Raw genomic sequence first — 13,468 nt, 5'->3', positions numbered from 1 at the left:
GGCGGGGGGCGAAAGTCGAGCTTAGTGATGGCGCGGCTTGAGGATCGCCGGCTTCTCATCCGGGGCTTGCAGCAGCAGATACAGAGCAGTCAGCGCTTCCGGGATCTGCACGATCATGTCGTCCATCAGGTTGGCGTCGGCGGCGATGTCGGCGAACTCTGGCTGTTCATCGAACAGGCCGGAACCGACCATGATCGGCAGCAGCATCTCGCTGACTTCCTCTTCGTCGTTCTCGAACCAGGCGGACTCGCGCAGGAACACGCCTTCCATGAAACCGATGCACCAGCCACGCAGCTCGGAGTCGTCGGGGTCATCGCCCAGGTCCAGATCGCACGGCAATTCGAACTCTTCGTCCGATGCCAGCTGGCGAGCGATGTGCGCCTTGAGCTGGATCAGCGTGGCTTCGATTTCCTGGTGCTGCGCCTCGTCGGCGTAGTGCGGGGGCTCGGCGAACAGTGCGTCGATCCACTCACGGTCCGGCACGGTTTCGGCGCAAATGGACAGCGCGGTCAAATAGCCGTGGGCGGCTACATAGTCCAGCGCTTCGTCATGCAGCTCATCGGCATCGAGGAAGGCTTGCAGGCGGTGTAATTGCTCAGCGAAGGACATTGACAGACTACCTTGGGAATAAACGATGCTGAATTCTAGGCCCTGAGGGCGCCCGGCGCCAGCGGCGAGGCCACTGGAATCGGTATTCCGGTTAATTTCGACCGCCGGTGTCGCCGCTGTCCAATCTGTCGGAGCGCTCCGGTATACTGCCGCGCTTTGCGATTTCCACAGCGATTCTCGACCGCTGTTGCGGCACCATCCGGGGTATTTATGCTCGACCAGGCTCAACGCGTACTTAAAGACATCTTCGGCTACGACAGCTTCCGTGGTCGCCAGGGTGCCATTATCGAGCGCGTGGCCAGTGGTGGTGATGCATTGGTGCTGATGCCCACCGGGGGCGGCAAATCCCTGTGTTTCCAGGTGCCGGGCCTGTTGCGCAACGGCCTCGCTGTCGTGGTTTCGCCGCTCATCGCGTTGATGGACGATCAGGTGGCGACGCTTGAAGAGCTCGGTGTTTCAGCCGCCGCGCTCAACTCCACGCTCAGCGCCGAACAGCAGCGCGACCTCGCCAACCGCATTCGCCTGGGCGAAATCAAGATGCTGTACCTGGCGCCGGAGCGTCTGGTCCAGCCGCGCATGCTGTCGTTTCTGCAGAACCTCAAGATCGCCCTGTTCGCCATCGACGAAGCCCACTGCGTGTCGCAATGGGGTCATGATTTCCGTCCGGAATACCTGCAACTGGGGCAACTGGCCGAGCTGTTTCCGGACGTGCCGCGCATTGCCCTGACCGCCACGGCCGACAAGCGCACCCGCGAAGAGATCGTCGAGCGCCTGCATCTGCAGAATGCCGAGCGCTTCCTGTCGAGTTTCGACCGCCCGAATATTTTCTACCGCATCGTGCCCAAGGAACAGCCGCGCAAGCAGTTGCTGGCGTTTCTGTCCGAGCGGCGCAGCGACGCCGGCATCGTTTATTGCCTGTCGCGCAAAAAGGTCGAAGAGACCGCCGCGTTCCTCAGCGACAACGGCTACCCGGCGCTGCCGTATCACGCCGGCTTGCCCATCGAGACCCGCTCCAGCAATCAACGGCGCTTCCTTAATGAGGAAGGCCTGATCATGGTCGCCACGATTGCGTTCGGCATGGGCATCGACAAACCCAACGTGCGGTTCGTGGCGCACATGGATCTGCCCAAATCGCTGGAAGCCTACTACCAGGAGACGGGCCGGGCAGGGCGCGACGGTCTGCCGGCCGATGCGTGGATGGCGTACGGTCTGCAAGATGTGCTGATGCTCAAGCAGATGCTGCAGAACTCCGAAGGTGACGAGCGCCACAAGCGCGTCGAGCAGCACAAGCTCGACGCGATGCTGGCGCTGTGTGAAGAAACCCGCTGCCGGCGTCAGTCGTTGCTCGCCTACTTCGACGAAATCATGCCCAACCCCTGTGGGCATTGTGACAACTGCGTCGATGGTGTGCAGACCTGGGACGCCACCGAACCTGCGCGTCAGGCGCTGTCAGCGATCTATCGGACCGGCCAGCGCTACGGTGTGGGCCATCTGGTCGATGTCTTGCTGGGCAAGGAAAACGACAAGGTGCAGAGCTTCGGTCATCAGAAGCTGGCGGTGTTCGGTGTCGGCAAGAGCCGCAGCGAAGGCGAGTGGCGTTCATTGTTCCGACAGCTGGTGGCGCGCGGTCTGGCGGACATCGATCTGGAAGGCTACGGCGGCCTGCGCCTGAGTGACACATGCCGACCGCTGTTGCGAGGCGAAGTCACCTTGCAGTTGCGCCGTGACCTGAAACCGCAGACCACCGCGAAAGCTTCCGGCAGCCCGGCGAGCCAGCTGGTGCGCGGCGAAGAGCGCGAACAGTGGGAAGCGCTGCGTACGTTGCGGCGCAAACTGGCGGAAGAACATGGCGTGCCGCCGTATGTCATCTTCCCGGATTCGACCTTGCTGGAAATGCTTCGCAGCCAGCCCGGGACCATGGCCGAAATGGGCCGGGTCAGCGGGGTGGGCGCGCGCAAGCTGGAGCGTTACGGCGAGGCATTCCTCGAAGTGCTCGGCGGTGCTGCACCCGCGCCGCGTGTGGTCGCCGATGTGCGGCATGAACTCATCAGCCTCGCTCGCGCGGGCATGACGCCGATGCAGATCGCCGGGCAGCTGCAATGCTCGGAGAAGAACGTCTATACGATGCTCGCTGAAGCGATTGGCAAACAGCAGCTTTCACTGGATCAGGCGCTGGACTTGCCCGAAGACCTGATGACCGAGATTCAGGACGCGTTCCTTGATGGCGAAGGCGAACTCCCCCCTGTCGCCGCCATCGCCGAACTGTTCACCGGGCGCGTTCCCGAAGGCGTGCTGTATTGCGTGCGGGCGGCGTTGCAGTCTGAGTTTGAGGTTTAGCCCGCCGCAGTTGCGGCCGGCTGCACACTTCAAGTAATCCCAAGCAATCCAAAGGCATACACGCCGCATCCCGGCACCTTGCCGCCTCTGCGACGAATCACCGCGCCCAGGCGCTTGCCTCGTGCCGGTCTCCATGGTTAGCTGCCTATTAATTAGGAATAGCCTTTAACCATCGAGTTACCTATGCCGTTAACCGAAGAACACCGCTTTGGCATGCAGCTGGCCCATATGTCCCGGGGCTGGCGTGCGGAGTTGGATCGCCGGCTGGCTGATCTGGGATTATCCCAGGCGCGCTGGCTGGTTTTACTGCATCTGGCCCGTTTCAAAACGCCGCCGACCCAGCGTGAACTGGCCCAGAGCGTGGGCGTTGAAGGGCCTACCCTGGCCCGGTTGCTGGACAGTCTGGAAAATCAGGGGCTGGTTCTGCGACAGGCAGTGCTCGAAGACCGTCGGGCGAAGAAGATCGTCCTCTGCGACACGGCGCGGCCGCTGATCGAGAAAATCGAAACCATCGCCACCGCCTTGCGCCACGAGTTGTTTGCCGGCATCGACGAAGAAGAATTGCTCATGTGCATGCGCGTTCATTCAAAAATCCTCGCCAATCTCGAAAAATCCTGAAAACCGCGCGAACGCCCGCGACAAATACATTGATGCGGGCGAAACATCCTGTTCTATTTGCACCCATACTGATGATGCCCGGATGACGTGTCCGGGCGTACCGAATGTGCAGGGAAGCCTGCCTCGTCTTCAAAAGGGTTCGCATGCGGAAGAGTTTTCAGGCCGGTAGTCGTCGCGAAGGAGATGCGCCCCTTCGCGTTCAGTCAGGTCTTCGTTCGGGTTTGCTCGCCATCGGTCTTGCTTCGGCCGCGTTGTTGCACAGCTCCGTGGCGGCTGCGCTGGGGCTGGGCGAGATCAGCCTGCATTCCGCCCTCGGGCAACCCTTCAACGCCGATATCGAATTGATCGAAGCGGGTGGGCTGAGTCCCGATGAAATCGTCGTGGGGCTCGCGCCGCCCGAGGCCTTCACCAAAGCTGGCGTTGAACGCGTGTTCTTTCTCAATGACCTGCGTTTCACCCCGGTGATCCGAGGAAACCGCAGTGTGATTCACATCGAATCGCACAAGGCGGTCACTGAGCCTTACTTGAATTTCCTCGTCAGGCTGGTACGGCCGAACGGCGACCAGCTGCATGAATACACCGTGTTGCTCGACCCGCCGACATCGCCAACAGGACTCGCCGCGACGCGCAGCCGTACTCAATCGCCGGCGGCCAGCGCGAAGAATGATGAGTCGCGTCTGCCGGTCGCTCCGCCCCAGGCTCGACAAGGCAAGCATTATACGGTTGTGTCCGGCGACACCCTGGCGGGTATTGCCCGTCAGGTACAGGCGCCGGGCAGCAAGACCTCTTCTGCCGAGTTGATAAAAGGCGTGGTGGCGCTCAACCCGCAAGCGTTTCCCAATGGCAAGCGGAGCCAGTTGAAGGTCGGTCAGAGCCTGTTGCTGCCGGACAACGCCGTTGAACCGAAGACCGCCAGTGCGCCTGCCGTTGCAGCTAGCAATACCTCGGCTGCAACTTCCCCCCCGGCGTCTGACCCGGCGAACCAGAACGCCGTCGATCAGTTGTCGGGGACGGCGCTGGAAAACCAGCAATTGAACAAGACGCTGGACGACCTCAAGCAGCAAGTCCAGACGTCCACCGTCGAAGAGGCCGACAAGGACAAGCAGATCATCGAACTGCAGACCCAGCTCGCCGAACTCAAGGCGCAGTCGCTCAAACCTGCGCCCGCTGCTCCGACGGCTGGGGCGGTGACGACTGCGACTCCCGCTGCAGCGCCAGCTCCGACGCCAGCTCCCATAGCCACTCCCGTACCAGCGCCGACGCCGGTGCCGGTTGCCGCCGTGGACGACGACTTTCCCTGGACGTCGATTCTGGCGGCGCTGCTGGTGGTGTTGCTGCTCCTCGCGCTGGCCTGGTCGGTGCGCCGCAACCGGATCAAAAATCAGCTGGCCCTTGAGCCCGTGCCTGTCGAGCCAGTGGTCAGACCTGCCGCGACGGTCACGCCGGTCTTCGAAGTGCCGGCTGTTACTGCGGCGCGTCCAGCCTCGGCAGCGCCTGCCGGCCAACGCCTGGCGGGTGCCGCCACCGACGCGCTGGATGGCGCGAGCATTTACATCGCCTACGGTCGCTTCGCCGAAGCGCTGGCCATTCTGCGCGATGCGCTGGACAAGCAGCCCGAGCGCACCGATGTCCGACTGCGCATCCTCGAACTACTCGGCGAGCAGGGCGACGTGCAAGCGTATGACGAGGAAGAAAGCGTCCTCCTGAGTCAGGGCGTTGATGGGCAGAAGCTCCAGGACATCCGCAGCCGTTACCCGAAACTGAAGCCTGAGCCCGTTGCTCCTGAACCGCCGTCCGCGCCAGTCGCGTCGCCTGCCATGACCTCGGCGGCAGCCCCTGCGGCGGCGCTGGCTGCAGCCGCAGTGCTAGCGGGTCAAACAGCCTCGGCCAGTCAGGCATCAGACGATCATCCAGAGCTCAGCCTGACAGACCCCGCCGAGTTGGACGAAAATGCGGCCGCATCGCTGAACCCGGTTGACCCTGCCGACGATTTCCAGCTCAACCTCGACGATCTCTCCATGGACGCCGACTGGGATCTGGTTGATCCGTTCGACAGCAAGCCCGCTCCCCGCAAGCCCGCGCCTGCACCCGAGGCCGAACCTGAACTGGACACCTCGTTCTCGTCCGACCTGACGCAACTGCCCGAGGTGTTCGAGATGCCGGAAGAGCAGTTCCTCAGCGACTTTGCCGAAGAGGAAGCGCCGCCGGAAATGGACGTCCAGTTCGAGCCGGGTCCGGCAGCGGTCGTGCAGAGCAACAGCGATTTGCTGGACGATGCTTTTCTCGACAGTTTCATGATCGAGGAGGGCGGCTTTGACTTACTGAGCCTGGACGAAGAGCCGCTCAGCAAGATCAATGAGGCGCAGGTGCTGATTGATGAGGGCAACGTCGACGAGGCTCGCCGTTTGTTGCAGGAAGTGATCGACGGCTCCGATGACGGCCCTCAGCAAACGGCCCGTGATCTGCTGGCAGGGTTGGGCTGATCGATGTCCGCCAAGCCTGAAATCACCATCACTTATTGCACGCAATGCCAATGGCTGTTGCGTGCGGCCTGGCTGGCTCAGGAGTTGTTGAGCACCTTCACCGATGATCTCGGCAAGGTGTCGCTGATTCCCGGCACCGGCGGTGTGTTCCGCATCACCTGCGATGATGTGCAGATCTGGGAGCGCAAGGCCGATGGCGGGTTTCCCGAGGCCAAGGTCCTCAAGCAGCGTGTACGCGACCAGATTGATCCGGCCCGGGACTTGGGGCACAACGATCGTCACGCCGGCCTCGACACATGAGTGCGCATCGGCTGTCGCAAAGTGTTAGCCGAGAGGTCGTGTCATCAAAGCTAAACACCGTCGTCATGTTCATATCACCGACCACGTCCACGCTTGGGAAAACCCAAGTGGAGGTGGTCCATGAGCATTGCCGAGAACGTGAAACCCAGCCGTAAGCAACGTGTCCGGACCTTGTGGATCTCCGATGTTCACCTGGGCACCCGCGACTGCCAGGCCGAACACCTCTCCGGATTTCTCAAGCAATACCATGCCGACAAGGTGTACCTGGTCGGCGACATCATCGACGGATGGAAGATGCGCGGCGGCATGTACTGGCCACAAGCGCACACCAACGTCATCCGCCGCCTGCTGACCATGAGCAAGCGCGGCACCGAAGTCATCTACGTCACCGGCAACCACGACGAATTCCTCCGTCGCTATTCAAAACTCATTCTGGGCAACATCCAGCTGGTCGATGAAGCCGTGCACCTGACCGCCGATGGTCGTCGTCTGCTGGTGATCCACGGTGACCAGTTCGACGTCATCACTCGCTACCACCGCTGGCTGGCCTTTCTTGGCGATTCGGCCTACGAATTCACCCTGACCCTCAATCGCTGGCTCAACCACTGGCGCGCCAAGTACGGCTACGGCTATTGGTCGCTATCGGCGTACCTGAAGCACAAGGTCAAGACTGCGGTGAGTTTCATCAGCGACTTCGAGGAAGCCATCGCCCATGAGTGCGTCAAGCGCGGGCTGGACGGGGTGGTGTGCGGACATATTCACCACGCCGAAATCCGTCAGGTGGGCGGCGTGGAATACCTCAATTGCGGCGACTGGGTGGAGTCCTGCACGGCTTTGATCGAACATTGGGATGGCACGATCGAGCTGTTCCGGCTGGCCGATGCCCACGTCAAAGCCAAAAGCCCACAAGCGCCGGAACCGGTGGGCGAAACGGTCTGAGCGCCAGCGGTTTTTCTGTTCAATCGGCGCGGCAGCAAGGCGTCATAAGTGATGCCGAGGGAGTGCCGATCAAAACGGCACTTTGCCCCTGAGCATGTCCTTGTACATCACGAAATCGCCGAGCAGGCTGTAGAACGGATGCTTGAACGTAGCCGGGCGGTTCTTCTCGAAAAAGAAATGGCCGACCCAGGCGAAGGTGTAGCCCGCCAGCGGCAAGACCCATAACAACGTCCAGCTAGCGCTGAGCACGGCGAATGCCAGGATCAGGATGACCAGACTTGTGCCGATGAAATGCAAACGGCGGCAGGTGCTGTCGCGGTGTTCCTGCAGGTAATACGGATAGAAGTCTGCGAATCGGTCGAAACGCTTCATTGTTTCCACAAAACTGTGCTCCGAGGCAGGGTATTGGCTGAGCTTAGCCGAGCCTCCGCCGCTCGCCGCGAAATTTCTAAGGGCTTCGCGAATGACATGGCCCGGCCCGCAATATTCTAGTGCCGCCAGAACGCCGGGATGCACAGCACCAGCACCGTGATGATTTCCAGCCGCCCGAGCAGCATGCCCAGTGACAGAATCCACTTGGCGGCATCCGGCAGCGTCGAGAAATTACCCGCCGGGCCGATGGTTTCACCCAGCCCTGGCCCTACGCCCGACACGGTGCTGGCGGCGCCGGTCAGCGCCGTCATCCAGTCCAGCCCCAGCAGCGACAGCATCAGCGCGATCAGGCAGATGGTGAAAGTGAAGAAAAACGAGAAGGTCAGGATCGAGCGCACGATCTCGTCGTCCAGCCGGTGACCGTTGTACTTCTGCTTGATCACCGCGCGTGGGTGAATCAACTGGTGCAGGTTGGCGCGCAGCAGGATGTACGCAACCTGAAAGCGGAAGACCTTCACGCCGCCCGCCGTTGATCCTGAACACCCACCGATGAACCCCAGATAGAAGAACAGCATCAGGGCGAAGTTACCCCACAGGCTGTAGTCCCCCAGCGCGAAGCCGGTGGTGGTCACCACCGAGGTCACGTTCAGCGCCACATGACGCAACGCGTCATACCACGGCAGATCGGTCGTCGCCCAGTACCAGGCGGTCATCACCAGCCACATCACCAACAGCAGGACGATAAACCCCTGCACCTGCTGGTCCTTGAGCAGCGCCCAGCGATTGCCCCGCAGCGTCGCGACATACAGGGTGAACGGCAGGGCGCCAAGGATCATCACGACGATCGCGACCCAATGCACGGCAGGCTGCGGCCATTTCGCCAAAGACTGATCCGAGGTGGAGAAGCCTCCGGTGGAAATCGCCGACATGGCGTGGTTGATGGCGTCGAACAGGCTCATGCCCGCCCACCAGAACGCCAGCGTGCCCAGCACGGTGATGCCGAGGTAAACCAGGACGATGAACTTGGCGACCATGTGGGAACGCGGCATGACTTTTTCGGAACGGTCCGACGACTCGGTCTGGAACAGGCGCATGCCGCCGATGCGCAACAGCGGCAGAATCGCCACCGCCATGCCGATGAAGCCGATGCCGCCGAGCCAGTGCAGCAACGAACGCCAGATCAGGATGCCGGGGGACATGGTGTCCAGCCCGCTGAGCACCGTGGAGCCGGTTGCGGTGATGCCGGACATGCTTTCGAAGAAGGAGTCGGTGTAGCTGATGTGTTGCGTGAGCAGAAACGGCAGCGCCGCGAAGACGCAGACGATGACCCAGCTGCTGACCGTCAGCAGGTACATGTCCCGCGGGCGCAGGTGCACATGTTCAGGTCGGCCCTGACCCACCAGCGCCAGCCCGGACACGAATGTGATCAGGCTCGACCATAGAAACGACGGCATGTCGGCGGTGCGGTGGAAGATCATCAGGGTGATCATCGGCACGACCATGGCGATGGCCAGGGTAATCAGGAAGATGCCGATAATGAAACCGATGATGCGGAGTGTCGGCAACGCCATGCAGTCGCTCTGATCAGGTAGTGAGAGGGCGGCCATTCTACTCGCGGGCCCGTTTGTGTAAACCGAGGCGTTTCCGAGAGTGTTGTAAGTAAATGCCCTGGTTAATCGTTATTGAAGTTCAAGACTGCACCGAGGGCACTACAATGGCCCGTCATTTTTCCTGGAGACGACTTAATGGAAGCGCTCGACGTATTGCTTAATCGCGTGTCCGTGCCCCGCTTGATCGAACCCGCTCCAAACGCCGAGCAACGCGAGATCCTCTTTGGCGCCGCCCTGCGCGCGCCGGACCACGGCGTGTTGCGGCCCTATCGTTTTCTGACCGTAGAGGGCGACGCACGTAACCGCATGGGGGATTTGCTGGCCCAAGCATTGATCGACAAAGGCGGCGAGGTCGACGCCAAAGCGCTGGACAAGGCTAGAAACGGACCGTTGCGCGCGCCCTTGGTGGTCGTGGTCATCGCCAGGCTGACCGATCACTTCAAGGTGCCGAAAAAGGAACAGCTGATCACCGCAGGGTGTGCCGCCCACGGCATCTTGTTGGCTGCCTACGCGATGGGGATCGGCGCGGTCTGGCGCTCGGGGGATTTGTCCTACACACGCCACGTCGCCGATGGGTTGGGGCTGACAGCAGATGAAGAAGTCGTCGGCTTCCTTTACCTGGGCACCGCGCAAAACCCGCCCCGCGAACCGGCGAAGCCGGAGGTGGATGGGTTTGTCAGTGCGTGGGAGGGTTAGTGGGACCGGCTTTAGCCGGGAAGGCATCAGGCGTCACGCCGCAAAACTAAGGGTGTGCACGCCGGCCTCTCCCCGGCTGAAGCCAGTCCTGCTGGGTACCGCACCCATTCAGCGGGAGTGGCTGCGACCGGGGAATCAACCGTGCAAAGCGGTCAGCTGGCGGGGCACCACGATGCTGGCCACAAATCCACCCTGCGGGTGATTGCCCAGCACCAGCGTTCCACCGTGCTTCTCGGCGGCGCGTTTGGCAATCGCCAGACCCAGCCCGTACCCCGGCGCGGTCTGGTTCGGCGCGCGATAGAACGGCTCGCCCAACTGCGCCAGATGCTCCGGATTGGCACCGGGCCCGTGATCCCGCACGCTGAGACGCAACTCATCCCCCTCAGTGTTCGCACTCAACTCGATCGGTTGTCCCTCCGGGTTGAAACGCAGCGCGTTGCGCAGCAGATTGTCCAGTGCCCGTTCCAGCACGCTCGGCCAGCCCTGCAACTGCACGCCAGGCTCCACCGACACCGAAACCGTCTGCTCGCCGCCGCCCATCTCCGTCTCTGCCTGCAAATGATGCAACAGCCCTGACACATCCACCGGCGTGGCGCTGCCCATGTCGGCGTCCAGTCGCGCCAGCGCCAGAATTTCACTGATCAACTCTTCCAGGCGGTCGCACTCACGGGTCAGGCGCGGCCACAGCTTGTTGCGTTCCGCCGGCTCGGCGCGTTCGGCCAGGGCCAGGGCAATCCGCAGGCGGGCCAGGGGAGAGCGCAGTTCATGGGAAACATCGCGGAGCAGCTGGCGCTGACTGCTGATCTGACTTTGCAGGCGAGCGCCCATGCGGTTGAAGTCGTTCGCCAGCACGCCGAATTCATCGCGGCGGTTGGCCAATTGCGCCAGGCTGTTCTGCTGGTAGGTGGTCTGGCCGAGGTCATGCACCGCGCCGCGCAAACGGCTTAATGGACGGGTGATCGACAGTGTCACCATCAGGCTGAACAACGTCAGCACCACCAGCGCGATACCCAGCGCACTCAGCGGCCAGACCAGACTGTCGCGGTGCCACGCGTCCAGCTCCGGATGAGGGATGCGGTAAATCAGCAGGTAGGTTTCCCCGGTTTTTTCACTGGTGTATTCGGTGGTCAGGCGCCGCCACGGCAGTGGCCGTGTGTCGTCATTCTGCCGCTCTTCAAAGGCCGCCGCGCGGGGCGGGAAGGTGCCGGGGATCACCGCTTCGCCGCTGTCGTTCAGCACCTGAACGTCGATGTGGTATTTGCGCTTGAGATCTTGCAGATAGTCCTGGGCAGATTTTTCGCCTTGGCCTTCGTACAGCTCGACCCACTTCTGCGGCAAGTTGTGCAGACCGGGATGGCGACTGAGGATCCAGGCGTCCTGATTGAGCACATGCCCCATCAGAATCGACAGGCCCGCCACCAACGCGATCGCCAGCCAGAAGCTGGCCAGGATTCTCCAGAACAATGAACGCACGTGCTGCCCTCGACCCGGTTCGTCAAATAGAAAACCCGACACGCCGGGGAGCGTGTCGGGTTGGGGGAAGTGTAATGCCGCGCCAGCAGCCGGTTACTGGGTTTTTTGCGCTTTCTGCGCTTTCCAGGCTTCGAACTCGGCGCGGTCCGCACGGCGCTGGGCTTCATCCTTCTGGATCTGGTCGAAGGTCTTTTGTTGCTCCGGTGTTAGCAGTGCACGGATGTCGGATTGGGTTTTGGCCCGGGCAGCTTCCTGTTCATCCTTCATCGCTTTTTGGTCGGCAGCCGACAGCTTGGCCAGGTACTTCTGGGTGATCTCGTTGCGGCCGTGCCATTGAGCGCCCATCAGCCTGTCGACTTGCTGACGTTGCTCCGGAGTCAGGTTCAGCTGTTCCAGAGGACCTTTGCGGTGATGCATGCCAGGGCCATCAAAGCCTGGACCACCAGGGCCACCCATCGGGCCGCCTTCCGGAGGCATGGCCATTGCAACGGTAGGCAGGGCCGCGGCGAACATCAAAGCCATCAAAGTCTTGCGCATGGTGAATCTCCTTGTCTCGATTTCGGCTCTGTGCCGGTTGAGGCCAGTGTAGGGAGATCAAGGTCAAGGGAGGTCAGGCGTCGGTAAAGCTTGGGTAAAGGGGGCGCGCTGGTGTGTTGACGTAGTGTGCCTGCTACCGAGTGCGCGGCCAGCTGCAAGCTCCAAGCGGCAAGCTACAAGAAGTGCGCGTCGCTGGTGTTGCTTTTACTTGCAGCTTGCAGCTTACCGCTCCCAACTCCCTCGTCAGAGGCTGTAATAGTACCCACGACTGCGCAGGGCCACGATGCGCGGGCGGCCGTCGGCGTGGGGGCCGATCTTCTTGCGCAGGTTGCTGACGTGCATATCAAGGCTGCGGTCGTAGAGCGTCAGCTTGCGACCCAAGGCCAGTTGCGCCAGCTCCTGCTTCTCCAGCGGCTCGCCGGGCTGGCCGAGCAAGGCCTCCAGCAGACGCGCTTCGGACACGGTCAGGGTGAATTCCTGCTCATCAATCGTGACCACCCCCCGCGCCGGGCTGAAGCACAGGTCGCCCAGCTCGATCTGCGACGAGACCGCCGTCGGATGGCTGCGGCGCAACACCGCGCGCAGACGCGCTGTCAGTTCACGGGGATCGCAGGGCTTGGCCAGGTAATCGTCGGCACCCAGTTCCAGACCGAGGATGCGGTCCAGCGGTTCGCCGCGCGCCGACAGCATCAGCACGGGGAGGTCGGGGTGATCGGTGCGCAATTGTTTGAGCAGTTCCAGACCGCTGCCGTCGGGCAGCATCACGTCCAGCACCACCGCAGCGGGTGCGGATTCGGCGAGCGCCTTGCGCGCGCTCTGGCCGTCGTGGCAGGCGCGCACGGCGAACCCTTCCTGACTCAACCAACTGCTCAGGAGCTCACAGAGCTCCTGGTCATCATCAATAAGTAACAGCTCGCTCATGACTCACTCAATTTAACCGTTGCCGACGACGTCTACGCCGGCCGCTGGCAAAGATACCGCACTGGAGGGCCACCCTTGTTGCGCGGCCCCTCGCTACAAATCGTTGTTGTTCGATCAATACCCGCAAAGGCATGACCGCCCGTGCCTCTTTGAGCCGCCGTCAAAGCTCTTGGTTCTAGCAACTTATCGGCAGGCCAGTGCGAAGGGTGAGCAATGTAAAGCGGGTTGAAGGCGGTCCGGCTCATGTACGGAGCCGGGCGCTGATCAGGCCTATCAGGGCAGGACTTGCTTGAACGGTTTCACGACCACGCCGGCGTAGACACCGGATGCAACGTAGGGATCGGCATCAGCCCAGGCCTGGGCATCCTTGAGGGACTCGAATTCCGCGACGATCAGGCTGCCGGTAAACCCTGCAGTGCCCGGGTCGATGCTGTCCACTGCAGGCATCGGGCCGGCGAGAACGATGCGGCCTTCAGCCTTCATCGCGTTCAGGCGATCAAGGTGCGCAGGGCGGGCGGCCAGGCGTTTTTCCAGCGAGTTGGCGACGTCGGTTGCCACGATTGCGTAGAGCAT

13 protein-coding genes are annotated in these 13,468 nt (G+C 62.0%); 6 read left to right on the top strand and 7 right to left on the bottom strand.

The genetic code is table 11. The features are described 5' to 3' along the window. Window positions 1–21 precede the first annotated feature (21 nt). Window positions 22–609 (bottom strand): YecA family protein, encoded by a 588-nt coding sequence (locus tag QWI20_RS06055; RefSeq protein WP_037017255.1) that lies wholly within the window; start codon window positions 607–609, stop codon window positions 22–24. Between the two features lie 210 nt (window positions 610–819). On the opposite strand from QWI20_RS06055, the gene recQ reads away from it, so the two are divergent. The 5 genes from recQ (at window position 820) to QWI20_RS06030 (ending at window position 7,286) form a co-directional block, all read left to right on the top strand. Further along, window positions 820–2,946, top strand: a complete 2,127-nt coding sequence (gene recQ, locus QWI20_RS06050) for a DNA helicase RecQ (protein ID WP_369304653.1) — start codon at window positions 820–822, stop codon at window positions 2,944–2,946. A gap of 183 nt (window positions 2,947–3,129) precedes the next feature. Continuing rightward, complete coding sequence (locus tag QWI20_RS06045) at window positions 3,130–3,564, top strand: MarR family transcriptional regulator (RefSeq protein ID WP_065986915.1); 435 nt, start codon at window positions 3,130–3,132, stop codon at window positions 3,562–3,564. 143 nt (window positions 3,565–3,707) lie between these two features. Beyond that, complete coding sequence (locus tag QWI20_RS06040; protein WP_369304652.1) at window positions 3,708–6,047, top strand: FimV/HubP family polar landmark protein; 2,340 nt, start codon at window positions 3,708–3,710, stop codon at window positions 6,045–6,047. 3 nt (window positions 6,048–6,050) lie between these two features. Beyond that, entirely contained in the window at window positions 6,051–6,347 is a 297-nt protein-coding gene (locus QWI20_RS06035; RefSeq protein WP_065986919.1) for a SelT/SelW/SelH family protein, read from the top strand. A 120-nt stretch (window positions 6,348–6,467) separates the two neighbouring features. Beyond that, window positions 6,468–7,286, top strand: a complete 819-nt coding sequence (locus tag QWI20_RS06030) for a UDP-2,3-diacylglucosamine diphosphatase (RefSeq protein ID WP_192170976.1) — start codon at window positions 6,468–6,470, stop codon at window positions 7,284–7,286. Window positions 7,287–7,355: 69 nt separating this feature from the next. Here QWI20_RS06030 and QWI20_RS06025 read toward each other — a convergent pair whose 3' ends face one another. Then, window positions 7,356–7,667, bottom strand: a complete 312-nt coding sequence (locus tag QWI20_RS06025; protein ID WP_369304651.1) for an Mpo1-like protein — start codon at window positions 7,665–7,667, stop codon at window positions 7,356–7,358. 107 nt (window positions 7,668–7,774) lie between these two features. Then, window positions 7,775–9,229: a TrkH family potassium uptake protein gene (locus tag QWI20_RS06020; protein ID WP_369304650.1), complete on the bottom strand. Its 1,455-nt coding sequence runs from the start codon at window positions 9,227–9,229 to the stop codon at window positions 7,775–7,777. 174 nt (window positions 9,230–9,403) lie between these two features. Here QWI20_RS06020 and QWI20_RS06015 point away from each other — a divergent pair, with 174 nt between their 5' ends. Then, window positions 9,404–9,964, top strand: a complete 561-nt coding sequence (locus QWI20_RS06015; protein WP_369304649.1) for a nitroreductase family protein — start codon at window positions 9,404–9,406, stop codon at window positions 9,962–9,964. A gap of 135 nt (window positions 9,965–10,099) precedes the next feature. On the opposite strand, the gene QWI20_RS06010 is transcribed toward QWI20_RS06015, so the two are convergent. The 4 genes from QWI20_RS06010 to QWI20_RS05995 all read right to left on the bottom strand — a co-directional run bounded on the left by QWI20_RS06010 (window position 10,100) and on the right by QWI20_RS05995 (window position 13,468). Next, window positions 10,100–11,437, bottom strand: a complete 1,338-nt coding sequence (locus tag QWI20_RS06010) for a sensor histidine kinase (protein ID WP_369304648.1) — start codon at window positions 11,435–11,437, stop codon at window positions 10,100–10,102. Between the two features lie 93 nt (window positions 11,438–11,530). Beyond that, entirely contained in the window at window positions 11,531–11,974 is a 444-nt protein-coding gene (locus QWI20_RS06005; protein WP_369304646.1) for a Spy/CpxP family protein refolding chaperone, read from the bottom strand. A 243-nt stretch (window positions 11,975–12,217) separates the two neighbouring features. Beyond that, window positions 12,218–12,895, bottom strand: coding sequence for a response regulator transcription factor (locus QWI20_RS06000; protein WP_074890298.1), 678 nt, complete (start codon window positions 12,893–12,895; stop codon window positions 12,218–12,220). Between the two features lie 273 nt (window positions 12,896–13,168). Then, window positions 13,169–13,468 carry a YciI family protein gene (locus QWI20_RS05995; RefSeq protein WP_369304645.1) on the bottom strand — a complete coding sequence of 100 codons (300 nt, stop codon included), beginning with the start codon at window positions 13,466–13,468 and terminating at the stop codon, window positions 13,169–13,171.

Source organism: Pseudomonas sp. W2-17, assembly GCF_041060445.1.
In the GTDB taxonomy this organism is placed as follows: domain Bacteria; phylum Pseudomonadota; class Gammaproteobacteria; order Pseudomonadales; family Pseudomonadaceae; genus Aquipseudomonas.
Note: the sequence above shows the minus strand (reverse complement) of the source record. Positions and strands in the feature narration are given on the sequence as shown.

Excerpts from the sequence above, each read along its gene's own strand:
- QWI20_RS06020 (WP_369304650.1), bottom strand. The coding sequence starts at position 9,229 with ATGGCGTTGCCGACACTCCGCATCATCGGTTTCATTATCGGCATCTTC.
- QWI20_RS06040 (WP_369304652.1), top strand. The coding sequence starts at position 3,708 with ATGCGGAAGAGTTTTCAGGCCGGTAGTCGTCGCGAAGGAGATGCGCCC.
- QWI20_RS05995 (WP_369304645.1), bottom strand. The coding sequence starts at position 13,468 with ATGCTCTACGCAATCGTGGCAACCGACGTCGCCAACTCGCTGGAAAAA.
- QWI20_RS06055 (WP_037017255.1), bottom strand. The coding sequence starts at position 609 with ATGTCCTTCGCTGAGCAATTACACCGCCTGCAAGCCTTCCTCGATGCC.
- QWI20_RS06005 (WP_369304646.1), bottom strand. The coding sequence starts at position 11,974 with ATGCGCAAGACTTTGATGGCTTTGATGTTCGCCGCGGCCCTGCCTACC.
- QWI20_RS06015 (WP_369304649.1), top strand. The coding sequence starts at position 9,404 with ATGGAAGCGCTCGACGTATTGCTTAATCGCGTGTCCGTGCCCCGCTTG.
- QWI20_RS06000 (WP_074890298.1), bottom strand. The coding sequence starts at position 12,895 with ATGAGCGAGCTGTTACTTATTGATGATGACCAGGAGCTCTGTGAGCTC.
- QWI20_RS06030 (WP_192170976.1), top strand. The coding sequence starts at position 6,468 with ATGAGCATTGCCGAGAACGTGAAACCCAGCCGTAAGCAACGTGTCCGG.
- QWI20_RS06035 (WP_065986919.1), top strand. The coding sequence starts at position 6,051 with ATGTCCGCCAAGCCTGAAATCACCATCACTTATTGCACGCAATGCCAA.
- recQ (WP_369304653.1), top strand. The coding sequence starts at position 820 with ATGCTCGACCAGGCTCAACGCGTACTTAAAGACATCTTCGGCTACGAC.
- QWI20_RS06045 (WP_065986915.1), top strand. The coding sequence starts at position 3,130 with ATGCCGTTAACCGAAGAACACCGCTTTGGCATGCAGCTGGCCCATATG.